Annotated in this window: 21 protein-coding genes; 11 read left to right on the forward strand and 10 right to left on the reverse strand. The window is 35.9% G+C overall.

The features are described 5' to 3' along the window. Positions 1–50 precede the first annotated feature (50 nt). The 5 genes from MKX78_RS12450 to MKX78_RS12470 form a co-directional block, all read right to left on the reverse strand. The gene (locus MKX78_RS12450) at positions 51–803 is read right to left on the reverse strand and encodes a class I SAM-dependent methyltransferase (protein WP_307313794.1); all 753 of its coding nucleotides are present in this window, start codon (positions 801–803) and stop codon (positions 51–53) included. Positions 804–1,061: 258 nt separating this feature from the next. After that, positions 1,062–2,114 (reverse strand): zinc-binding dehydrogenase, encoded by a 1,053-nt coding sequence (locus MKX78_RS12455; protein ID WP_307313792.1) that lies wholly within the window; start codon positions 2,112–2,114, stop codon positions 1,062–1,064. 12 nt (positions 2,115–2,126) lie between these two features. Beyond that, on the reverse strand, positions 2,127–3,623 hold the full coding sequence (locus MKX78_RS12460; RefSeq protein WP_307313790.1) for an aldehyde dehydrogenase family protein: 1,497 nt from the start codon (positions 3,621–3,623) through the stop codon (positions 2,127–2,129). Positions 3,624–3,638: 15 nt separating this feature from the next. Next, on the reverse strand, positions 3,639–5,252 hold the full coding sequence (locus MKX78_RS12465; RefSeq protein ID WP_307313788.1) for a flavin-containing monooxygenase: 1,614 nt from the start codon (positions 5,250–5,252) through the stop codon (positions 3,639–3,641). Between the two features lie 54 nt (positions 5,253–5,306). Then, positions 5,307–6,263 (reverse strand): alpha/beta hydrolase, encoded by a 957-nt coding sequence (locus MKX78_RS12470; RefSeq protein ID WP_341051163.1) that lies wholly within the window; start codon positions 6,261–6,263, stop codon positions 5,307–5,309. A gap of 174 nt (positions 6,264–6,437) precedes the next feature. On the opposite strand from MKX78_RS12470, the gene MKX78_RS12475 reads away from it, so the two are divergent. Continuing rightward, the gene (locus MKX78_RS12475) at positions 6,438–7,142 is read left to right on the forward strand and encodes a helix-turn-helix transcriptional regulator (protein WP_307313787.1); all 705 of its coding nucleotides are present in this window, start codon (positions 6,438–6,440) and stop codon (positions 7,140–7,142) included. A gap of 511 nt (positions 7,143–7,653) precedes the next feature. Here the strand turns inward: MKX78_RS12475 and MKX78_RS12480 are convergent. Further along, on the reverse strand, positions 7,654–8,541 hold the full coding sequence (locus MKX78_RS12480; RefSeq protein WP_307313784.1) for a LysR family transcriptional regulator: 888 nt from the start codon (positions 8,539–8,541) through the stop codon (positions 7,654–7,656). Between the two features lie 127 nt (positions 8,542–8,668). Here MKX78_RS12480 and MKX78_RS12485 point away from each other — a divergent pair, with 127 nt between their 5' ends. Genes MKX78_RS12485 through MKX78_RS12495 form a run of 3 tightly spaced genes read left to right on the forward strand, consistent with a single transcriptional unit; the run spans position 8,669 to position 11,387 of the window. Then, positions 8,669–8,902 (forward strand): hypothetical protein, encoded by a 234-nt coding sequence (locus MKX78_RS12485; protein ID WP_307313783.1) that lies wholly within the window; start codon positions 8,669–8,671, stop codon positions 8,900–8,902. 4 nt (positions 8,903–8,906) lie between these two features. After that, positions 8,907–10,415 carry a sodium:solute symporter family protein gene (locus MKX78_RS12490; protein WP_341051168.1) on the forward strand — a complete coding sequence of 503 codons (1,509 nt, stop codon included), beginning with the start codon at positions 8,907–8,909 and terminating at the stop codon, positions 10,413–10,415. Between the two features lie 21 nt (positions 10,416–10,436). Next, entirely contained in the window at positions 10,437–11,387 is a 951-nt protein-coding gene (locus MKX78_RS12495; protein ID WP_341051170.1) for a carbon-nitrogen hydrolase family protein, read from the forward strand. A gap of 435 nt (positions 11,388–11,822) precedes the next feature. Here the strand turns inward: MKX78_RS12495 and MKX78_RS12500 are convergent, their stop codons facing one another. After that, complete coding sequence (locus MKX78_RS12500; RefSeq protein ID WP_341051172.1) at positions 11,823–12,371, reverse strand: TetR/AcrR family transcriptional regulator; 549 nt, start codon at positions 12,369–12,371, stop codon at positions 11,823–11,825. A 171-nt stretch (positions 12,372–12,542) separates the two neighbouring features. Between MKX78_RS12500 and MKX78_RS12505 the strand changes: the two genes are divergently transcribed. The 5 genes from MKX78_RS12505 (at position 12,543) to MKX78_RS12525 (ending at position 18,816) form a co-directional block, all read left to right on the forward strand. Next, positions 12,543–14,021 carry a DHA2 family efflux MFS transporter permease subunit gene (locus tag MKX78_RS12505; protein WP_341051174.1) on the forward strand — a complete coding sequence of 493 codons (1,479 nt, stop codon included), beginning with the start codon at positions 12,543–12,545 and terminating at the stop codon, positions 14,019–14,021. Between the two features lie 526 nt (positions 14,022–14,547). Beyond that, entirely contained in the window at positions 14,548–15,534 is a 987-nt protein-coding gene (locus MKX78_RS12510; protein ID WP_341051176.1) for a ZinT family metal-binding protein, read from the forward strand. 79 nt (positions 15,535–15,613) lie between these two features. Next, the gene (locus MKX78_RS12515; RefSeq protein ID WP_341051177.1) at positions 15,614–17,143 is read left to right on the forward strand and encodes a metal ABC transporter solute-binding protein, Zn/Mn family; all 1,530 of its coding nucleotides are present in this window, start codon (positions 15,614–15,616) and stop codon (positions 17,141–17,143) included. Between the two features lie 177 nt (positions 17,144–17,320). Beyond that, the gene (locus MKX78_RS12520; protein WP_281203043.1) at positions 17,321–18,037 is read left to right on the forward strand and encodes a metal ABC transporter ATP-binding protein; all 717 of its coding nucleotides are present in this window, start codon (positions 17,321–17,323) and stop codon (positions 18,035–18,037) included. Further along, positions 17,974–18,816 carry a metal ABC transporter permease gene (locus tag MKX78_RS12525; RefSeq protein WP_307313768.1) on the forward strand — a complete coding sequence of 281 codons (843 nt, stop codon included), beginning with the start codon at positions 17,974–17,976 and terminating at the stop codon, positions 18,814–18,816. Before MKX78_RS12520 ends, MKX78_RS12525 begins: the two co-directional genes overlap by 64 nt. Before the next feature lie 267 nt (positions 18,817–19,083). Here MKX78_RS12525 and MKX78_RS12530 read toward each other — a convergent pair whose 3' ends face one another. The 3 genes from MKX78_RS12530 to MKX78_RS12540 form a co-directional block, all read right to left on the reverse strand. Next, positions 19,084–19,623: an HAD-IIIA family hydrolase gene (locus tag MKX78_RS12530; protein ID WP_322909381.1), complete on the reverse strand. Its 540-nt coding sequence runs from the start codon at positions 19,621–19,623 to the stop codon at positions 19,084–19,086. After that, complete coding sequence (locus tag MKX78_RS12535) at positions 19,607–20,200, reverse strand: histidine phosphatase family protein (protein ID WP_307318563.1); 594 nt, start codon at positions 20,198–20,200, stop codon at positions 19,607–19,609. The genes MKX78_RS12530 and MKX78_RS12535 overlap by 17 nt, the downstream gene beginning before the upstream one ends. A 460-nt stretch (positions 20,201–20,660) precedes the next feature. Then, entirely contained in the window at positions 20,661–21,242 is a 582-nt protein-coding gene (locus tag MKX78_RS12540; RefSeq protein ID WP_307318560.1) for a GNAT family N-acetyltransferase, read from the reverse strand. A 557-nt stretch (positions 21,243–21,799) separates the two neighbouring features. Between MKX78_RS12540 and MKX78_RS12545 the strand changes: the two genes are divergently transcribed. Next, on the forward strand, positions 21,800–22,252 hold the full coding sequence (locus tag MKX78_RS12545; RefSeq protein ID WP_307318572.1) for a DinB family protein: 453 nt from the start codon (positions 21,800–21,802) through the stop codon (positions 22,250–22,252). 78 nt (positions 22,253–22,330) lie between these two features. Then, positions 22,331–23,185, forward strand: coding sequence for a DUF2268 domain-containing putative Zn-dependent protease (locus tag MKX78_RS12550; RefSeq protein ID WP_307318557.1), 855 nt, complete (start codon positions 22,331–22,333; stop codon positions 23,183–23,185). Positions 23,186–23,193: the final 8 nt, after the last annotated feature.

A 23,193-nucleotide genomic window follows, 5' to 3' on the forward strand; every position in this document is an offset into this window, starting at 1 on the left:
AAAAAAAGACTTCCATTTCTAGTTTGAAAGTCTTTTTTTGTTTGTTTGCCCTATATGTTTGGCTTACGACATTTAATAATAAAGCTAGTCGGTAATAGACTGGCTTTATCAGGTGAATACCAGCCATTACTATGTCTATCTTTATCTTCTTCTGTTATACAGACCTCTTCGATCATTTGCTCAATATGAAAGCCAGAAGCAGTAAGTAAATTGATATATGTACTTAATTTATATTGTTGCATTGTTGCTGGTTCCTGCCATGCATGATGATCATAAGCACCTTCCTCATGATAGCTTTTAGTCATAACGAGTTGTCCATTTTCGTGGCTCATTCTATTATATAGTGGGTGCTCCCAACTAAAGATAAATAAACCACCATCATTTAAATATTGAAAGACATTGGCCAATGTCTTTCTTAAATCCGTCGACCATCCGATCGCGTATATTGAAAAGACAATATCAAAATACGCACTTGGAATACCAGGATTCTCTTCCATTGGAGACTCAAATAATTGAATCGATGTATTACTTTCTGCTAATAAGTGCTTAGCTGTTTGAATTTGCACATGAGATAAATCAAGCCCCCATAACTCACTAGGAGATTTTCCATCTAAATATTTGATTGAATGACCACTCCCACATCCTAATTCCAATATCCTCTTTCCTTTCACCTCACCGAATAACTGTAAATCTGCTTCTGTAGGTGCGAACGGACCATATTCAGGTAGCGGGTTTCTAGCAAAAAAACGCTCTGCGGCTTTATCCCAACTTTTTTTGTTTTGTACTAACGTTTCATTATTCATACTTTCACCTCTTAAGAACATACATTCGACTATTGAGTAGTGAAACCCTGCAAATTATTTTCGTATTTTAAAAAAAGCGATATATACATACCATTGTGTATTATTCTTTTAGTCCTTTCCTTTCAGTTCTTTCCACCTAGCAATAGCCACATTCACTCGATGTGCATTTATAATTAACTATTCTAGCATGTTGCAAGATTTAAAATTTTTCTAAAAAAATTGGAAAGAGCATCCTAAAAATTAGGACGCTCCATTACTTTATGCTGTTACAGTGCTTTTATCGAATTCTGTTACAATGTAAGTTCCTGATGTATTAAAATTGCTCATTTCTTCAAAGATTTTTGTTACTTCTGATAAACTGATTTCTGCTGTTACCATCTTACCTGGTGTTATTTTCCCTTGCAATACTAAAGGAAGTAATGAATCAAAACGGTGATTCGGCATCCCTAAAGTTCCGATAAATTGGATTTCTTGCATAACCATTTGATCAATAGGTAAGGCAATCTTTCCGCCTTCAACTTTTGTTGTCACGCCAACTTGCAAGTGACGACCACGTTTAGCTAAACTATTAATCCCATTTAAACATGTATCTGCAATACCAAGGGCATCAATAGATACATTCGCCCCACCACCAGTGATTTCCTTCACTGCATGAACCGGATCTACTTCTTTACTATTAATCACTACATGTGCTCCCATTTGCTTAGCCAACTCTAGATTCTTTGGATTAATATCGACACCAATGACGGTTGCACCAATGGAAGCAGCAATATTAATGGCATTTAAGCCAACTCCTCCACATCCATAGACCACTACCCACTCACCTGGTTCCACTTTTGCTCGATCGACTACTCCATGAAAAGCTGTCATTAAACGACAACCTAATGCAGCACCATCTAGAAAACTAATTTCATCTGCTAAAGGAATAATATTGCGGTCACCCAATGGAACTCCTACATACTCCGCATACCCCCCATTGTAAGTCGAACCCGGAATAAAGGAAGAGTGACAGAGGTTAGAGTGGCCTTGTAGGCAATAAGGACATGTACCATCACTACCAGAGAAAGGAACGATAACGCGGTCTCCTTTTTTATAGTTTTTCACATTTTTACCTACTTCTTCGACAACACCAGTAAATTCATGACCTAATATTTTTTGGGTAATCGGTATATCTCCTGCCCAGTAATGCCAATCACTACGGCAAACGCCATTTGCCTTTACCTTTACAATCACCCCATTCTCATCAATTGTAGGGTCAGCGACCTCTTGAACAATTGCATTTTTTATTCCTTCAATTACTAATGCCTTCATAACATCAGCTCCCTATCCATGGTTAATGGCAACACTTTTTACTTTTGTATAAGCTTCTATACCTGCTAATCCTAATTCCGACCCTATTCCACTTTGCTTAAATCCAGTTAATGGGATATTGTCATCAGTTAAATAATATTCGTTGACCCAAACAGAACCAGCATTTAATGAATCAACCATTTTATGGGTTGTCTCTATATTTGTCGTCCACACACCTGAAGCTAGTCCATATTCTGTAGCATTCGCTCTCTCAACGACTTCCTCGATTGAATCAAAAGGCATAATGCAAAGGACAGGACCAAAAATCTCCTCATAGACAGACTGACATTTTTCATCAAGTCCTTCGATAATTGTTGGTAAATAGAAGTTTCCTTGTTGAAGATCTGGACTATCAGGTCGTTTCCCCCCGGTGAGAATGGTAGCTTCATCTTTTTTGGCAAGTTCAACATATTTTTCTACAGTGGTTATTTGGTTTTTCGAAATGAGTGGCCCCATTTGAGCATTTGGATCAAGAGGATCACCTAAAACAAAGCTTTCTGCTATTTCAACAAGCTTCTCCTTGACCGTATCGTAAACAGAACGTTCAATATATAGTCGTGAGCCTGCCGCACACACTTGCCCTGTATTCATGAGGATCGCTTTTATAGCGCCAGGAATCGCTTTGTTTAAATCCGCATCTGCAAAGATTATGTTTGGCGATTTGCCCCCTAGTTCGAGCGTGATTTTCTTTAAAGATTTCGAGGCTTTTTCCATAATCCGTCTTCCCACACTAGTTGAGCCTGTGAAACCGATTTTATCGATATCAGGGTGTGATGTAATCGCTTCCCCGAGCTTACCTCCTGCACCTGTAACAATATTAACCACCCCAGGGGGAAAACCAGCTTCTTCTATTAATTTACCAATATATAAAGTAGATAAAGATGTTTGTTGTGAAGGTTTTATCACAACAGTATTCCCGGCTGCTATTGGAGCAGCAATCTTCCAACATGCAACTAAAGCTGGGAAGTTCCATGAGGTGATCTGACCACAAACACCAAGGGGTTCACGTTTAGTAAATGCATGGATATTTCCACCACTAGTTAGTTCGAGAGTATTGCCATAAAGCTTTGTTGCCCAACCAGCATAGTAACGAACATGATGTACTGCATTCTCTGCAAAGCCACCTGCAACTGCAAGTGTTCCACCATAATCAAGGGCATCCAGTTGCGTAATAACTTCTAAATTTTCTTCTAATAAATCCGCTAGCTTATTTAATAATCTAGCTCTCTCTCTTGGAGCTGTATTTTTCCAGCTACCTTCAAAAGCTCGTCTGGCAGCCTTTACTGCTACATCGAGATCTTCCTCATCCCCTTCATAGATTTTCGCCAGAATTTCATTCGTTGTTGGGTTAATAGATTCATACACTTTCCCCTTAATTGCCGGAACCCATTTGCCATTTAAGAACATTTCCTTTGTTCCACTTAAAAACGCTTGAACGATCGGATTAATTTCTAACGTAGTATTGGCCATGTTCATTCCTCCTAATCAGACTTGAATTTTATTAACTCCTAAAACATATCCTTTGTAACCCTGTTGAGAGACCTCGTTACATATTTGGCGATAATTGTCTAAACCGCCTAAATAAATTAAGAAATCTGGTGACTTTCCATCAATATTAGATCCTGTATACCAGGACGCTGTTTTTGTAAATAGCGTATTATGGGCAAGCTCTGTACAATCCTTACTCCATTGCCTTTGTGCATCCTCAGTTGGCTCAATCGTTTTCAGATGATGTTGACGCATGTACTTTAGGCAATCTGATATCCATTCAACATGTTGTTCAATGGCTGACGGTACATTGGTTAAAACAGAAGGACTTTGTGGCCCAGTAATCGTAAAAAAATTTGGGAATCCTGCTAAGCCAAGTCCTAAATACGTCTCAACTTTTTTCCCATTTTGCCACTTGTCTCTAAGGGATAGCCCTTTACGTCCTTTTATATCTAGTTTCAATAGCGTCCCTGTCATGGCATCATAACCAGTTGCAAAAACAATCAGATCTAGTGGATATTCTTTTTCCGTTGTTTTAATTCCGTTTTTTGTTATACACTCAATTGGTTGCTGTTGTAAATTTACTAATGTGACATGTTCTTGGTTATACGTATCATGATAGTTTGTATCTAAGATTGGGCGTTTTGTTGCGTAGTAATAATATGGAAGGAGATCTTCAGCAACTTCAGGATTGTTAATTTTTGCACGAATTTTATTTCTAAGAAATTCTGATACTAACTCATTTGATTTCTCATTAATCGTTATATCATTAAATGCATTGTTTAAAATCATCCCCCCTTTGTCCCAAGCATTTTCTAAGATTGTATTACGTTCCTCTTCTGGCGTTTCTACTATGGATTTGGTTGCTTTAGGAATGGGTAATCCTGAAGGTGAGGTTAACATGATTCTTCGTGCTGAATGAAACTCATCTTTAAATTGTTCAACTTCCTCGTGCGTAAATGAACGATTTCTAGTTGGTACAGAATATTGCGGTGTTCGTTGAAATACATAGACTTCTTTCGCAGTTTCTGCAATAACAGGAATCGATTGTACACCACTAGAGCCTGTGCCAATCACTCCCACACGCTTGCCTTTAAAATTAACGTCAGTATGTGGCCATTCACCGGTATGGTAGCTTTGACCTTGAAAATCTGCAATCCCTTTAAAGTTGGGAATACTTGAGGTGGATAGGCAGCCGACGCCTGAAATTAAGTAAGTTGCTGCAAACTCATCACCTTTTCCCGTTGTAATGTGCCACATTGAATGTTCTTCATTCCAAACGGCCGATTTGACTTCCGTATTAAATTGCATATATTGCCTAACATCTAATTCATCAGCTACGAAATTCAAATTGCTTAAAATTTCATCTTGACCAGCAAACCTTTTAGACCAAGACCACTTTTTATATAAATCCTCTGAGAACATAAAATTATAATAAAAACTATCTGAATCACATCGGGCACCAGGATACCTAGCGACATTCCACACGCCACCAACTCCAGCTGCCTTTTCAAATGTCTTTACGGAAAAACCGTTTTCGTGTAATTTATACGTCATATAGATTCCAGAAAAGCCAGCACCAATCACTACAGCGTCAACATATTGAGTCATTCCTTATCCCCCTTTGTAGTGTAATAGATGATTTTTAGAACATATGATGCTTAGCTACTTATTTACTGCTTTCTCTCCCCCTTGGTGGACATTATTTAAAAATTTCACAATATGTTGAACAGACTCTTTTGTTTCTTCTTCAAAGAAATCCATATTACTGTAATAACCATGGACTGCCCCTGATATCACTTCATATTGAACAGGTACACCGTCTCGTCTTAACTTTTCTGCATAAGCAATTCCCTCATCTTTTAGAACATCATTTTCCGCTGCGATAATAATAGTTGGGGGTAGCCCTTGAACAGTATCGTATTTTAATGGTGATACATCGGGATGACTATACATTTTTTCATCACCTACATAATGGAAACCAAACCATTTCATAAGATCTCGATCGAGACCATATCCCTCAGCAAATTCATTATAAGAATTGGTATTGAATGCCAAGTTTGTGACTGGGTATATAAGAACTTGTGATTGAATGGATGGCCCATTGTTTAAAGCTCTCTTGGCAATAACCGTGGATAAGTTCCCACCAGCACTATCTCCACCAACAGAAACTTTAGTTAAATCTACATTAAGCTCTTCTGCATGATTAGCTACCCATTCTAGTGCTGTATAGCAATCATTCATTGGAATGGGAAATTGATTTTCCGGAGCAAGACGATAATCCACAGAGATAACTACCGTTTTAGCCTCTGTCGCTACTAATCGATTGGCCGCTTCAAACATTTCAACAGAACCAATGACCCAACCGCCTCCATGATAATAAACTAGTGCTGGAAAAGGCCCTTCTCCTTCCGGTGAATAAATACATAATCGTATTTCTGCTCCATCATTTACTTTAATTAAGCGCTCTTCTCTGCGATGAATATGAGGTAGAATATTTTGTTCAGGTATTGGGGCATTTTTCTGAATTTCCTTTAATTCAATTGGATCAAATGATTCGATTTTCGGACCAGAATAAAAGCTCTCCAAATACAATTTTGCTCTTTCAGATAAACTTGCCAAATGATTTCCTCCTTTTTACTCAGAAAATTGTAATCGCTTACAATGATATTGTATAATCTAAATATTCTAACAACTATTCTTACTTTTTGATAAAACAGTACATACTTTAAGTCAAATTACAAATAAACTATGCCATAAGGTAATGAATATATAAGACTAAATTAAAAAAGGAGAGTGTATTTATTGGTTAAATTAGATAAATGGGAAAGTAACGTAGATAAAATAAAGGCAGCTATCAATCAAGAGCATAAAATTAAAATAATATTGGAAAGCTTTCTTACTGATTTTTCATTAAATGAAGCGATGTTATTTCGATATTCTCCGATAGACCACTTAGCGGAGGGGATACTTTCTGCTACTAAGTCAGAGTTCAAACATATTTCCTCTATAAGGGATGATATCACTTCTATTCCGGCCATATTCAAAGCTATTAAAACGAGAACACCACAATATTACGAAGGAAATAACTTCCATTTAAATATATCAAAAAAATATATTATCGCAGATAACCAAGATGCTCTATTGGTTGTTCCTATCATATTTAACCAAGTTGTCATTGGCTATTTTCTAGGATCCCAATTTAAGAAGCCCTTTGACCTTAAACTATTAATAGAAGCAACTTTATTTAGCAAGGACATTGGAGAAATTTTATTCAATCAATTTAATTTTATCGAGGAGGCAGAAATAAAACTATCGAAACGTGAATACGAAGTAATGAAATGTACTGCAAGCGGTTATAGTACGAAACAAATTGCCCATATATTAGAGATTAGTGAAACGACGATTAAACAATATATCAAAAGTGTCATGGCAAAAACCAATACATTAAATCGAACACATGCTGTAGCGTTTTTAATTCAAAAAAATATTCTTAAATAAGATGGGATTTTGTTAGAATCTCTTTACGTTCTTGTGAAAAAATACAGCTCATAAAAGTATCCTTTTATATAATGTAGAATAAGGTTTTGGATAAAAGAAATACCCCTCTATAAAAGATGGAATTTTCATACTTTTATTCTATCTAAAAGGGAGCATATCATTATAATCTAATATTTGTTTTCTAGTATAATATTTCGTCTTAACGGAATCAAAATCGGATAGTTCTTTAAATCACTTGAATTAAACTCATAAAATCTTCCAAGATTGCATTGTAAAGCCTTAAACACTTAGCTAACTTCTAAAATGAATATTGCTTGCCTTCCTAATTTTCGATAATTATCAATTTTAGAAACTAAATATATAAATATAATCATATAATCAACCTTTTCGGCTTGTCTATTGAACTCAATATTTCTATATTAGAAATTTTAGAATGAGCGACAAAGAGCATGTGATCTCTTACCAAATTACAGTGGATGAAATTTTTAAGTTGTTCCCAATAGAGACACTCCTATAGGTATAAGTCTTCTACCACCTTAACAAATTCCTTTAATGCCAAGGATTGGTAGCCCCCTTTTCCTGTTATCATCCCTATACGCCAGGCTGTGTTGATATCCTTCACTGATAAAGAAAGGATATTGACACCGTTAAGTTTGTTTGCTAATAACCTTGGTATTAACGCAACTCCTTGTTGCTCTGATACAAGCTCAATCATTAAATCCCATTGAGAACTCTCATATGCCACCAAAGGATCAAATCCACTTTGTCTGCAGGTATCCAAAATTAAATTATGTAAGGTAAATGACTTTGCGAACATAATGAATGACTCGTTTTTTACATCGTTTAAGGACACTTGTTTCCTTCTCGAAAGAGGATGATCTTTATCTACACACAACACGAATTGATCCCTATAAATCTCAGTAAAAGCTACACCTTTACTTTGGACAGGTAATACAACAAAACCTATATCTAAGTCTCCTCTCTCAACTAAACGTTCTACAATTACTCCTCCTTCTTCAATCATTTCAAATGTTACCCCTGGGTAGATCTTTTTGAATGCTTTAATAATTTTAGGAAAAAAACAAGTTCCTATTATTTGTGGTAAACCGACTTTGATTTCACCGGTTACTAAGTCAGATAAATGGTTTAATTCATTTTGCATACTACTATATTTTGCAATAATCTCTTTTCCCTTCTCATACACTACCTTTCCGGCATCAGTTAAGCGAATGTCTCTTCTAGAGCGATCGAGTAGTTGCATATTTAACTCTTTTTCCATCTTTTGAATGGTTTTACTTAGAGCGGGTTGAGCAATATATAGCTTTTCAGAAACTCTAGTAAAGCTCTTATCATCTGCAATATGGATAAAAATCTCGATATCCTTTGGCTGTATATTCATAACGGCTCCTCCTTTTATTCTAATTAGGCATAGTTTATATCCTAATTATATATTTTACATTAAAGTTCAGAAGATTTAATATTTATTTATGATACTATTTCTCACATGGAACGGGAGGTTAAATGTATTGAGGAAAATTCACGGATTGCTTATCACTATCTTTTTTCTAGTTTATTTTGCTACGTTCTTACCTAATTTTGGATTTTTCAACGAACTAGATTTTGTTCTATTTTTGCCCCAGCCTCTTGCTTGGGTCCTATTTCTAAATGCAATTAATACTGGAATCATTTTCATCATTTACTTCTACTTTTTCAAGCCTTTTGCTAAAAGAGTAATGGATGAAATAGATAAGGAGGAATAACAATATGAACCAAACAACAATAACAATTATTGTTTTGATTTTATTCTTGGCAATCCTTCTTTTTATTAGTAACAAGGCATCAAAATCGAATGTAGCCACACCGAATGATTTCTTTTTAGCTAACCGAGGTTTAGGGACAATTGTTATGACAATGACAACAGGCGCTAGTTACTTCAGTACTTGGACATTACTCGGCGCAATTGGGAATCACTATCGTGACGGTGTATGGTTCTCAGCATTTGCCGCTTGGGCGGTTGTGCATGCATTATTCATATGGTTGTTTGGCTCACGCATATGGTATACAGGGAGGAAGCATAATTTTGTTACGCCCGGAGATATGATGGAGAAATATTTTAAAAGCAGTAAATTAAGGTTATTTTTTTCAATCGTTGGCATCATAGGTCTTGTTCCTTATATGCTCATTCAGATTACCGGTGGAGCTTTTGCTCTTAGTAGTTTGACAAATGAAGCGATACCATATTGGGTCGGTGTCCTTATTATGGGCGTATTCGTTGGCATAATCGTAACGTTAAGTGGAGGAAGAGGGGCAGCTTGGTCGGATACATTTATGGGCTTCTTTTTTGGATGTGTCTTAATTTTTATTACCGTCATCTTTGTTATAAAATCTGGTGGCTTTAATGCATTCAATGCGTTGCAAATGGTGGCACCTGAAATTCTAGTTAACAAAGGAGACTTCTGGGGAATTTTTGAAACCGCGCTTGGATTGGGACTTGGTTATTGGATCATGCCTCATATGTGGCAGAAATTTTACTCAGCTAAATCTCCACTCATTTTAGCAAAGACATCTATTATCACACCATTTTGGAACTCCTGGTTGATGGCGTTAGGTGCATTATTTATCGGGATGTTCGCTCATACCCCCGGTTTAGTACCAGGCTTAACAGTTGAAACAAGTGATCGGATTATTCCGTTATTTTTCTCTTCTTATGCACCGATATTTGGGGCGATTGTAGTAGCAGCTGTAATTGCAGCGGGAATCTCGACTATTAATAGTGCGTTATTATCATCTGCTAGTTTATTAGTTAATGATATTTATGCCCGATTTATAAAAAAGAACGCTTCTTCTGCTGAAATTACTTCCATAGGGAAATGGACAATTTTGTTAATGACCCTCTTTATTGTTATTTTATCATTTTTGCCTACTGCTCAAGGCTTTCTAGTTCCTGTCGCCGCTTTAGGCTACAGTATTGTTATGCAACTAGTGCCAAGTGCGTTAGGACCCCTTTTCTGGAGAAAAGGAACATTAGCTGGAGCAATCTCTTCCATCATTGTTGGTGAATTGACATTAACGCTTGTTTATTTATTCGGATCACCACTCCCAATGGGTCCTGGTACAAGCGGTCTCATCTTAGCAAGCTTCACATTCATTATTGTAAGTTTATTTACATGCGATAATGATGAAGAAATTAAAGTAACTTTTCATAAAGAAATCGAAAAAGTATATTATCCAGATCTAGCAAAAGAAACTTCAAAGAAAGAACAAATTATATAATAGTGAGGGATTAATTTATTTATGGATCAAATAAAAGATTTTAAAGTTGCTGTAGTACAAGCTGGTTCAGTCGTGATGAATAAAGAGCAAGGTATTGAAAAAGTCATTCGATTATTAAGAGAAGCTAAGGAAAAACAAGCTAAAATCATTGTTTTTCCTGAAGCGTTTATTCCGGCATACCCTAGAGGCATGTCATTTGGTACAGTCGTGGGCAGCCGCTCTGCACAAGGAAGGGAAGATTTTAGAAATTACTTAAATCAATCGATAGAAGTCCCAGGACCCGAGATTGAAACGTTAAGTAAAGTGATTAAGGAAATTTCAGCATATGTCATTATTGGCGTCATCGAGAAAGATACAACAAGTAAAGGAACACTTTATTGCACAGCGTTATTCTTTGGTCCTGATGGGCAACTGCTCGGCAAACACCGTAAATTGAAGCCAACTGGCTCAGAAAGACTGATTTGGGGTGAAGGTGATGGGAGTACAATGCCTGTTTTTGACACACCCTTTGGAAAAATCGGCTCCCTTATTTGTTGGGAAAATTATATGCCACTTGCAAGAGCTTCTATGTACGCAAAAGGAATTCAAATATATATTGCTCCAACAGCCGATGCGAGAGATACTTGGATATCTACGATGAGACATATTGCCGTTGAGGGTAGATGTTTTGTTCTCTCTTGTAATCAATATTCAACCAAAGAAATGTACCCTGAAGAAATATCATCTAGACCTGAATTTCAATCATTAGATAATGAACTAACGAGTGGTGGTAGCTGCATTGTCAATCCACTTGGAGAATTTATAGCCGAGCCTGTATACGGAGAAGAAAAGATTATTTATGCCGATATTAATCTCGACCAAATAGCAGAAAGCAAATTTGACTTTGATGTAGTTGGCCATTATGCAAGACCTGATATCTTTCAACTAACTGTCAATGAAAAAGAACAGGAAAACGTCGTTTGGAAAGGATAAAATGATAAAATGCTCGCTAAGATATTGATTTTCTAAGCACAAACCAGGGAATTCTAGGGTTAGATCTAACCCTAGAATTCCCTATATAAACTTGGTAACCAATTATAAAATCATACTAAATAAGCATAATAGCAGTAGTCAAAAATACAAGATGTAATAATTATACATTATTTTAAACTATTAGGATTTGTAAATGACTTTCACTATTCACACTTCTATTTGTTAAAGCTTTAAATAAAAGAATGAACTATAAAAACTGTTAGTACAACTAAGTTACACTTATGTGATTTATGTTTCATATGTTTATCTAACCATTGCGACATTTTTAACATTTTTAACATACATTACCTTAAATTATAGATATGGATAGTTGAACTCATATCAACACCGTTTGGTAAACAGATACCATATACAAGTTAGAGTCATTTAGCAACACTACACTTTGTACATTAAATATATCTGATCTGAAATATACTCTGAACTATAGTGAATCCCCTTTCGTATCCACCACATAATGATGCCTACTAAAGAGGCAGTTTTAATTTCAATGGAAACATAATCATCAGGTAAATCTTTCTCTGTATTCTCTCTTCGTACTTCTATTAATTTTCTTATCTGTAGAAATAATTGATCCTCAAACTGATTTAAATTGAATAAAGTTTGTAAATAGTTTCTATGGATATACAAGAAATCTAATAACTGTGTTAGTTGCTGCTTCTCTGTTAAATCTTTTACTTGAATTAATGAAAAGATTCTAGAAGAAAGATCATTTACTAGCTCTTGTGTCACTTGCGTTAATAAGTCTTCTATATCTAAATAATGCAAGTAAAATGTGGTTCGATTTAAGCCTGCTTTTCCAGCTACTTTCTGAACTGTCAAATTCGAAATGGTGTAGCCTTCCTCTCCTATGAGAGAGAGTACAGATTTTTTAAACATTTCTTTTGTACGTATGGTACGTGGATCCTCTTTTTTAGAATTAGACATTTATAACTCCTTCGTATATTTTCATTTGACTTCAACGACAACTACTGATCAATATGTCGATTAGTATACACTCGCAAATAAAACTGTTCATGGTCACCAAATTATATATTTGTTACTATAAATTTTATCGACGTCATGTTGATAATGCAAATTGGAGTAAGGAGTATATATATGGAAAAGGAAATAACCAAAAGAAGTAAAAATATTTTAATGGTTGTATTAATTGCTGGCTGCTTTTTATCAACATTGAATCAGACTTTATTAAATGTGGCTTTGAGTGGTTTTATGGACATTTTTGAAGTATCCGCTGCAACTGTACAATGGTTATCAACGGGATTTATGTTAGTAAACGGGGTTTTAGTACCGATAACAGCATTTTTAATGAAACGATTTACAACTAGACAGCTGTTTATTAGCTCGATGTTCTTTTTATTGTTTGGTTCAGTCCTATGTGCTTGTTCAATCAATTTCGGCATGTTATTAACAGGAAGAATGATTCAAGCCATTGGTGCTGGCATTATCATACCTTTATTAATGACAGTTGTTTTGTATTTATATCCGATTGAAAAGCGTGGAAGTTTTATGGGTACTATTGGCTTTGCGATGATTTTTGCACCAGCTATTGCTCCTACATTATCCGGTTTTATTATGGAATTTTCATCATGGAGATGGCTATTTATTGGAATAACTCCTTTTATATTAATCGTTATTATACTTGCCTTTAAATATTTAATGAATGTGGCAGAAACATCAAAAGCAAAGTTAGATATTCTAAGTGTCATTTTATCAACATTTGGTTTTGGTTCTATTTTATTTGGATTTAGTAGTGCAGGAAGCAAAGGCTGGGATGACCCTGTTGTTATTACGACCATTATTACTGGATTAATTGTTACGACTTTATTTTGTTCACGTCAATTGACTTCCAAAGATCCATTGTTAAATCTATCTATATTTAAGTATAAAATATTTACACTCACATCACTAATCAATGTACTAATTACTATGATTATGTATGCTGATTTAATCCTACTACCCATCTACTTACAGGATGGTCGAAGTTTTACAGCTTTTGAAGCAGGTTTACTTTTATTACCTGGTGCGATAATTAATGCTTTCTTATCACCGGTCACAGGTAGGATGTATGATAAATACGGCGCCAAGCCACTTTTTATAACAGGTCTAGTGTTTATTATTATTGCGATTTGGGGCGTGATGATTGATTTATCAGCATCAACTACCTATTTTTATTTATTGTTACGAACATGTATTTTACGAATTGGCTTAAGCTTTATTACGATGCCTATAAATACAGCGGGTTTAAACGCGTTACCAAGAGAGTTAGGTTCCCATGGTTCGGCAGTAAACAATACTATTCGTCAATTAGCAGGTGCGATTGGTACTGCAGTAGTTATCACGATTTACACCATTCAATCAACATCTTATGCTCAAGAATTATCCCTTGAAAATGGGCATATTTCTGCCGTTCAACTTGCTAAATTGGCATCTATCTTTGGCTCAAGTAGTGCCTATATATTTATGTTAGTTTTATCTTTTGCGGCACTAATTTTAGCATGTTTTATGCCTACTCAAAAAGCAAAGAATCACAAAAATACAACTAAAAAAAATGTATTTAAACAAAGCCCCAATTAATTTACAAAAATCAGCATACCTAACGTTTTTATCAGGTATGCTATTTTTTGTACACTTAATAAATAGCAAACACACAAAATAGTACTCTGATTTTATTACTAAAATCTTACTCTCTTATTATCCTCACCTACCTAAAACGAACTGTGACTCTGCATCTTCAGATTTATCTTCTAGAGGAATAATTCTTAGTCATTTTTACTTATTCAGCACTACTCTTCTTGCTATTAAATCTGATCGCATTTTTCATAAACTAATTTTCCTCATTTATTAATAGCTTTCTTTTTTGAAAGTGAACCAAACAAATTATTTTGCTCTCTTTTCAGCTAATGAAATATCAATCTTCTTTTAAAAATTATATATTCATATTGACAAACCACTAAAAACATTATACTCTTTAAAACGTAATCGTTACGATTAAACAAAAAAGACATGCATCTGAGGAAATCATACTCTATACATATTGATCAGCCTTCTAAAAGTATATTCTTTAAAACGTAATCGTTACGATTAAATCCAACGCGAAAGGATGTTTATTTTGAAAAGACCGTATTTATATTTAAGTGTATTGGCTTTAAGTTTAGCATTAGTAGCTTGTCAAGATTCAGAAAAAACAGCAACTACTAACAGTACTTCTGCAGAAGAAGGGGAATCTACAAATGATAATGCAACTTCAGCTGAAACAGCAGATATTGCGATCGATGGCTTAGGTGATCATTATCACACTGGGGATACCATTGAATTGGCTGCTGTATTAAGTGAAGATGCTGATTATGATCACTGGCATTGGTATACAAGAGAAAGTGGCCAATCAGAATGGGAGGTTGCATCTGGTCAAGAAGGTGACACCTTCTCAGGCGAAGCAAGCGTCGATGGTTTAGAAATTAAAGCAGCTCTTTACAACGATAATCATGAGGTATTTGCTGAATCAGAACCGGTAACTATTGTTATTGATGATCATCATGGGCATGATGAAGAAAGCAAACAAATTTATCAAGGGTATTTTGATGATGATCAAGTAGCAGATCGTGAATTAACAGACTGGGAAGGCGATTGGCAGTCTGTCTACCCTTACCTTTTAAATGGTGATTTAGATGAAGTCTTTGCACATAAAGCTGAAGAAGGTGACATGACTGCGGAAGAATACAAAGACTATTATACAGAAGGTTATGTAACAGACGTCGAGCGTATTGTTATTGATCATGGTAATGTAACGTTTTACAAGGACGGAGAAGAGTTTTCTGGAGACTACGAATATGATGGCTATGAAATTCTGACTTATGAAAAAGGAAATCGCGGTGTTCGTTTTATCTATAAACTTGCAGAAAAATCTAATGAGATGCCTCAATACATTCAATTTAGTGACCATATTATATCCCCTCAGAAATCTAGTCATTTTCATCTTTATTGGGGAGATGATCGCGAGAAATTATTGGAAGAAGTAACTCACTGGCCGACTTATTATCCATCTAACTTAGACGGCGATGATATTGTCCGTGATCAATTAGCCCATTAATACTTTGGAGAAGAGATGGATTGGTCCTCTCTTCTCTCTACTTTTGCAACACATTCTAACAAGGAGATTCATAGATAAAATGAAAAAACACCAAACTATATTCATATGTTTTACCGTGATAGCATTTCTTTTTGGTTGTCAGTCTCAAAATTCAAAAGAAGCTGGAAATAAGAATGAATCTGAAATAACTGTTGTCGCTTCCTTCTTACCGATGTATGAATTCACCAAACAAGTAGCTGGTGATCGAGCAAATGTTCAACTTATGGTTTCAGAAGGTCAAGATACCCATCACTACGAGCCTAGTGCCCAAGATGTAGCTGCTGTCAGTCAAGCAGATGTGTTTGTCTACAGTAGTGAAGAAATGGAGTATTGGGTAAAGAGCCTACTTAATACGGTAGAGAACAACAATCTCGTTATAGCACGTGCTGCAGACGGTCTCGATGAATCAAACCATGAAAATGTGCATGATGAACACGACTCAACTGGAACAGAACAAGTGAAGATCAATGGGGTAGCAGATCATTACCATACGGGTGATGAAATTCAACTTTCAGCTGAATTAATAGGAAATGCCGATTATGATCACTGGCATTGGTATCAGCAGTTAGATGCGAGTGAAGAATGGGAAGCTATTTCTGAGCAAAGTACTAAAAAGTTGACAATGGTTGCTCCAGATAAAAGTTTAAATATTCGTGCTGTTATTTATGATGATAATCATAATAAATATGCAGAATCAGAGCCAGTAGAAATTAATATTGATAACCATGATAACCAGGTAGACACTGAACATAACCATTCCAAGAAGGAAGCGGAAATAAACATTAAAGGGTTAGCAGATCATTATCATACAGGTGATGTTGTTACATTAGAAGCTGTGCCGACTGATTCATTCAATCATAATCATTGGCATTGGATGATGAGAGAAGATGCTAACCAAGAATGGAAAGCAGTACCAAAACAAGTAACCGATCATTTTGAGTACAAAACCACAGGAAAAAGCTTTGAATTGAAAGCTGTTCTTTATGATGATAAACATCATATTCAGGCAGAATCTAACCCTGTATCTGTGTTAATTGATGATCACGAAGAACAAGATCCTCACATATGGCTTGATCCAGTTTTAGCACAAAATCAAATCAAAGCGATTCGTGATGCCTTAATTGAGGCAGATCCAGGTGGAGAAGAAATATATGAGAAGAATGCTGAATCCTTTATGAATGAACTTAAGGATCTAGATGAGGAATATCAAACTACTTTAAAAGATGCGAAAAATCGTGTTTTTGTCGTGCAACACCAGGCATTTGGCCATCTAGCGAAACGTTACAACCTAGAACAAATTGCGATTGGGGGATTATCTACAGAAGTTGAGCCCAGTCCTTCACGTATTGCTGAAATCGGTCATTTAGTCGAAGAGAATAACGTACCTGTGATTTATTATCAACAAGGAGCGAGCTCCTCCATTGCTCAAACCGTTGCATCAGAGACAGGAACAGACACAGCTGTATTGTATGATTTAGAGGTACTTTCTGAAGAATTATTAGAAAATGACTTAGGTTATATTGAAGCTATGCGTCATAACCTTAAAGCATTGCAACTTAGTGTACATTAGAATCAATTGGTGAAGGCGGTTATTTAAAAAAGGCTAACTAACCAAGGTTTGGGTTTGCATCATTCTAGTTAGCCCATCTGGTTAATTTAACTTCTATCTATTAGATAAAGAATCAGATAGACGATCCTGCAATCCTTCCACCTTATTTTTGGAAAATGAAGAAAGGTAGATGAAAAAGTGTTCTATATAAAAGTAGATGATCTCTCTTTCCACTACGAAAAAGAACCCGTCTTAACAAATATTTCATTTGAGCTAAACCCGGGTGATTTTGTCATGTTAACCGGTGAAAATGGCGCCGCAAAAACAACTTTGTTACGTAATATCTTAGGATTGCTTAAGCCTACTATGGGGGAAGTTACGCAGTCTCCTACGAATCGATATGGTGAGAAGTTAGTGGTTGGATATGTTCCCCAACAAGTATCTTCATTTAATATTGGTTTTCCTAGTACAGTCTTAGAATTAGTTCAATCAGGACTCTATCAAAGGGGCAAGTGGTTTAAAAAGTTGACTGAAGCGGATAAAGATCAAGTGAAACGATCCCTTGAATCTGTAGGATTATGGGAGATGCGTCATAAAAAAATTGGTGAATTATCAGGAGGCCAAAAACAACGAATATCGATCGCACGTGTATTTGCTACAGATCCGGACTTATTTGTTCTAGATGAACCTACTACAGGAATGGATAAAAAATCACGGGAGGAATTCTACCAATTATTGCGACATCAAAGTGAAATACACGAAAAAGCAATTCTGATGGTGTCGCACGACCACGACGAATTACGAAATTATTGTAATAAACATATTGAACTTGTTCGAAAGGAGGAATTGCCTTGGAGATGTTTCTCTATGAATTCATGCAGAGAGCTTTCCAAGCCTCGATTCTCATCTCTTTAATTGCCCCTATGCTAGGCTTGTTTCTCATACTACGGAGACAGTCTCTGATGGCAGATACTCTAGCTCATGTTTCTTTAGCTGGTGTAGCACTCGGATTATTAGTTAGTATCAATCCGACTTGTACGAACATTATCATGGTGGTGATCATTGCGATCTTACTGGAATACTTACGTATGTTATATCGCACCTATTCAGAAGTTTCAATTGCTATTTTAATGTCTGGCGGGATGGCCTTAGCATTGTTTTTAATGAGTTTGAACCAAGGTGGAACTACACTTAATATCAATCAGTTTTTATTCGGTTCTATCGTAACAATTAGCACACAACAAGTATGGATGCTCTATCTCTTAGCGGGAATCATCGTCATACTATATATCATTTTCCGTAAGGCGATGTACGTTTTAATATTTGATGAAGAAACAGCGTTTACTGCTGGATTACCAATCAAAACGATGTCGATTGCCTTTAATGTATTAACCGGAGTAACGATTGCTATTATTATGCCTATAGTTGGCTCCCTGCTCGTATCCGCCATTTTAATTCTTCCTGCAGCCATTTCTATGCGATTGAGCCGTAGCTTTGCAAGCACAATTCTATTAGGGATACCTATTGCGTTGACTGGTATGTTAAGTGGTTTATTTACATCTTATGAGTATGGTACGCCTCCGGGTGCCACTATCACTTTAATCTTATTGGCCCTATTTGTGATAGCAATCATAGTAAAAAAAGTGATGAAACAAAACCAAAAAGAAAAAATCACTTTGAAAGAACAGCAGTAAATGGTACAACATCATAAAACCAAGCTTCATAAGGTTCTGGTTCTATGTCTTGTTAGGGTGGGGATACTATCTCCACCCTTAATTTATCTTATAGATACTTTTATTTAGAGTATTTATATTCAGAGGTTAAGTAGTTTTTTAACTCTCCACTTAAACTTTGTTCTATTTACCTTTACCTCTAGATAAATTTCAACATTCATTTAAGATATTTTTCAAGTATCATAATATCTTATCTGTTTGAAATAGCGTTCCGTACATATCGAACATTTATATATACTCTCGATGAATAACGTTCATGGCCTCGTCTATCCCTTCAACAACCTTATCCAACTCAATGTCTTTGAGTCTCTCCTGGTGCTCTTTTAATGTTTGCTCTCCTGCCCCAGTTTTGACTAAGATTTTCATTGCACCTACTTTTGAAGCGGCAACCATATCACTCCAGCGGTCGCCAATTACGACGGTTCGAGCTAGGGAAAGCTTATAATCTTCTGCTGCTTGCTGGAGCATTTCAGTATTTGGTTTGCGACATTTACATTCCGCTTCAGGGGCATGAGGGCAAATATACACTTGATCGAATCCGAAAGAAAGTAATTCGTGAATAAATGCCGTTTTTGTCGTTAATCCTTTCGCAATTCCAGGTTGGTTCGTGAAAGCAAAAACCTTTATTCCCTTTTCCTGTAACTTGCTTATATTTTCTTTTACACCGGGAAAGAGTCTAAATTCCCCAGGATAATGGATGGTGTCATCGCCACCAATTGTGCCATCTCTATCTAAGAAAACGGCTTGTATTTTATTGTTTTTCTTCATGATGACTGTTCCCCCATAGGCGATTAACCGTTAACAGTTTTTCTTCAGCAAAAGCCATCTCATAAATATCAGGTTTTGTTGTTTGTTGAAAAAATTGAAAATCAAACTGTTTTTGAAAGTAATTCATTATAATCGTCATGATATTTCCATGTGTCCCAATAACAATAGATTCTCCCTTATAATTGTTTAAAATCTCTTTTATGACTGGAATAGAACGTTCTTGTGCGGCAACTGTGGATTCTCCTCCAACTAAACAGTAATTTTCGTCTTTAAATGACTGCTCAATGGCGGATAATAATTCCTTTTCTTCTGCATGGTAATCGAGCCCCTTAATTGGTCTTTCTCTTAGATTTTCATATGTTTTGATTTGTAGTTGCCTATTTTCTGCAACCTCTCGAACAGTCTCGATTGCGCGTGTATATGGACTAGAGATGACTCTATCAATCTTTTTATCCTTTAAAATCTCAGTGACCTTAATTGCTGCTTCTCTTCCCCTTGGCGATAAACCTCTCGTTTTCTCCTCACCAAATATAAACGGCGATTCTGCATGTCTAACCATATATATTGTCGTTACCATAGATTTCCCCCTATCATTCTCTATAAGACTCGAAAAAAAATTCCGATAATTTCGAGTCTTATAGTTAACGTAAATCCAAATATATAAAATTCTTTATACAATCTTTACTCTTCTTTTTACGCTAAGAATCGAGCAAAATGACATTCTTTATTCTGCTCCACCCTCATGTTTATCTTGACCTAGGGAAAAGAAAAGCCTGCAAATAATCGAGCACCATATGGAAGCAACACCTCATAAGTAAGTGCGATTAACCCTGCTTTGCTATTTTACTTATCCAATTGAGGATAAGAAGGACCAAAAAAATGAAGTACGAGATATCTATACCTCTTTATTTACAGTAGTTGAGTTGAGAAGGTTAAAAATGGGGAACTATAAATTTGCGAAAGGCATGGTGTGAAACATCCAACATGCCTTTTCTTTATTCTATTTAATCTTTATCATACTTATAATAGATTTGGTTTTACAGAAACTTCTCATAACAAAAACATTCATATGCTCGCTTATACTGTGACTTCACTTCTTCTTTGTTATCACCGACATAATGCGCGAAGATTGTCATTGGTAGGATATTTTTTTCTTTGCTATAAATGACATCACTACCCTCTTCTTCATTGATATAAAGATGAAGATAGGAGTAATCACTAGTAAATCCGTTTTGCTGGTACCAACTGTTGACTCCATTATCGTCTCTCGTCCACGCTTCTAACCGATTGATGTTTTTTTTACGAGCTATTCGCTCAGCTTCTGTCAGTAATGCCCGGGCAATCCCTTGTCTTCGGTAATCGGGATGGACAGCGATATGCCAAATCATGCCACCGAGTCCACTCCCATGGTAACAAATACTTCTTTCTTCATTTTCATATTCTACATCGATCAAGCCGACAACTGTTTTGTCCATGATAGCTGTGAGTTCAATCGCTTGATTTTCGTAATGCTCTTTTGCAGTTAAAACATTGTCATAATAAGCTGAATCCAAAAAGGCAAGTACTCTACATCTCACCCAACCTATTTCATCCTCTGGTCTATAAGCTCTTATTTCCATTTACTCTCTCCTTAAGTAAAAGAATCCCCTAAACACCTACATGCAATTATTGTTAGATTCATTGTGAACATGGCAATCACTCCTTTCAATATGAAAGTCTTAATGATTAAAGATAAAAGGCATTAAATAAACAAACGAGAAGTCCAGTTTCTATGGATATAGAACCAACACACTTTGCTAAACGGCCTCACATCCCATTCTATAGAACAAGATTGGCAAGAAACAATGCCTTTTTTGTAAAACGAAATAGCCGATTACTATTATTTTGATATTGCTTGGCATGAATGTCTTTCTCTCGAGATTTCAGTTATCCATTTGAAAATAAAAAGAGCACGTTCTTTTTCTCCATGCTTTACTTTACATTTCGATTACAATAAAAAACAGGTGGAAATTTGATACAGATGATTATCTGGTCAATTTATATATTGTAGCCTATTTTATTTTCTGTATTTCCTATTTTTTCTTGCAATTATTCAACTTCCTATTACTTTTTTTGCTATAATTAATAGTATCATATTTTGGAAAAAATGTAATTTTGTAAGAGGAGTGAAGTGATTTTGTTCCAGTTCTTTCAATATAATTGGCAAGTGAGAGATGAATGGTTGACACTGTTGAAAGACATCCCTCCTGATGAACTATTAAAGGAGAGGGTCGGTGGTGTCAAGAGTATTCTTTATACCTTCTTCCATATCATTGATGTGGAGTATAGCTGGCTACGATGTATCAATGGAAAAGAAGATGTACTATTTGATTATAGTGACTATCAGACACTTGATCGTATTCATTATCTATCAAATCAACTAAGAACTGAAATAAGCGCTACCTTTCCTCATGATGTACCTATAGATAAACAAGTATTTATTCCTTGGGACTCTAGTCACCAAAATGTGACTGCGATTCTTCATCATATAATTGCCCATGAAATTCATCATATCGGCCAGTTGTCTATTTGGGCGAGAGAAATGAATTTACACCCTGTCTCTGCTAGCTACATTGGGCGGAAATTTTAATCGGAGGTATCTATGCGTCGTCTTACTTATTTTTGTCTTAGCTTAACAGTGTTGTTTTTATTATGCGGGTGTTCTGAAATGAGTAGGAATGAAAAATTAGAAACGAACTGGTCTTTCCAAACTGAAACCGGACAATCATTTAATATTGTAGAAATCCAACATTTAATGGAAAAGTACATAAAAGATCATGATGAAGAAGATGCTATATTCGCAGATTATAAAGAAGCGGTCATTGATCCTATTTATAATGATTGCTTTCTTGACGGCGAATTTCTTCATATCGCTGAAGATGTATTGTCACATAACCCGGAGAATTTCGACAAACTACAAAGAGCCATCGAACGGATGAATAGTAAGGAGGTAAAAGATAACTTGTCAGAAGCATTAGAGCTTTCTGCTGCTGCCTTACCGATAGAAAAGGAAATCAATGTATGCTTACTTCCTGTTTCCTACCCTGGTTTTGGAATGGCAGTAGGATCAGATAAGATTCTCATTTTGTTTGACGAGTACCTTTCCATCGATCGTTTTAAGGTTACACTCGCTCATGAATATCATCATAGTGCCTGGCAAGCTGCATATAGAGGGCCATCTGAGAAATGGACTGTCCTAGATAATATGGTTTTTGAAGGAAAGGCAGTGATGTTTCAAGAGATCATTTACCCTAATCAACAAATGATCAATACAAATGAGATTTATGATCAAGAGGCATGGGATTATGCTTCACCTCATTTCGAAAAAGGAACACTCGAGCACTCTAATGAGATTCTTTATGGCGGATTTGATCCACTGCCACCATTGTATGGCTATTCTGAGGGCTACCGTATGGTGAAAAATTACATTGAGAAAAATCCGAAAATGAGTATTCCGGAATGGACAAAACAAGACGCTGCCACTATTTTCAAAGAAGGTAATCATGAGGAAAACTATGATTAAGATAGGAG

The organism is Cytobacillus sp. FSL R5-0569 (assembly GCF_038007265.1).
Lineage (GTDB): Bacteria > Bacillota > Bacilli > Bacillales > Cytobacillaceae > Cytobacillus > Cytobacillus kochii.

Excerpts from the sequence above, each read along its gene's own strand:
- MKX78_RS12455 (WP_307313792.1), bottom strand. The coding sequence starts at position 2,114 with ATGAAGGCATTAGTAATTGAAGGAATAAAAAATGCAATTGTTCAAGAG.
- MKX78_RS12460 (WP_307313790.1), bottom strand. The coding sequence starts at position 3,623 with ATGGCCAATACTACGTTAGAAATTAATCCGATCGTTCAAGCGTTTTTA.
- MKX78_RS12480 (WP_307313784.1), bottom strand. The coding sequence starts at position 8,541 with ATGAATATACAGCCAAAGGATATCGAGATTTTTATCCATATTGCAGAT.
- MKX78_RS12530 (WP_322909381.1), bottom strand. The coding sequence starts at position 19,623 with ATGAAGAAAAACAATAAAATACAAGCCGTTTTCTTAGATAGAGATGGC.
- MKX78_RS12495 (WP_341051170.1), top strand. The coding sequence starts at position 10,437 with ATGGATCAAATAAAAGATTTTAAAGTTGCTGTAGTACAAGCTGGTTCA.
- MKX78_RS12500 (WP_341051172.1), bottom strand. The coding sequence starts at position 12,371 with ATGTCTAATTCTAAAAAAGAGGATCCACGTACCATACGTACAAAAGAA.
- MKX78_RS12465 (WP_307313788.1), bottom strand. The coding sequence starts at position 5,252 with ATGACTCAATATGTTGACGCTGTAGTGATTGGTGCTGGCTTTTCTGGA.
- MKX78_RS12535 (WP_307318563.1), bottom strand. The coding sequence starts at position 20,200 with ATGGTAACGACAATATATATGGTTAGACATGCAGAATCGCCGTTTATA.
- MKX78_RS12515 (WP_341051177.1), top strand. The coding sequence starts at position 15,614 with ATGAAAAAACACCAAACTATATTCATATGTTTTACCGTGATAGCATTT.
- MKX78_RS12540 (WP_307318560.1), bottom strand. The coding sequence starts at position 21,242 with ATGGAAATAAGAGCTTATAGACCAGAGGATGAAATAGGTTGGGTGAGA.
- MKX78_RS12490 (WP_341051168.1), top strand. The coding sequence starts at position 8,907 with ATGAACCAAACAACAATAACAATTATTGTTTTGATTTTATTCTTGGCA.
- MKX78_RS12450 (WP_307313794.1), bottom strand. The coding sequence starts at position 803 with ATGAATAATGAAACGTTAGTACAAAACAAAAAAAGTTGGGATAAAGCC.
- MKX78_RS12550 (WP_307318557.1), top strand. The coding sequence starts at position 22,331 with ATGAGTAGGAATGAAAAATTAGAAACGAACTGGTCTTTCCAAACTGAA.
- MKX78_RS12505 (WP_341051174.1), top strand. The coding sequence starts at position 12,543 with ATGGAAAAGGAAATAACCAAAAGAAGTAAAAATATTTTAATGGTTGTA.
- MKX78_RS12510 (WP_341051176.1), top strand. The coding sequence starts at position 14,548 with ATGTTTATTTTGAAAAGACCGTATTTATATTTAAGTGTATTGGCTTTA.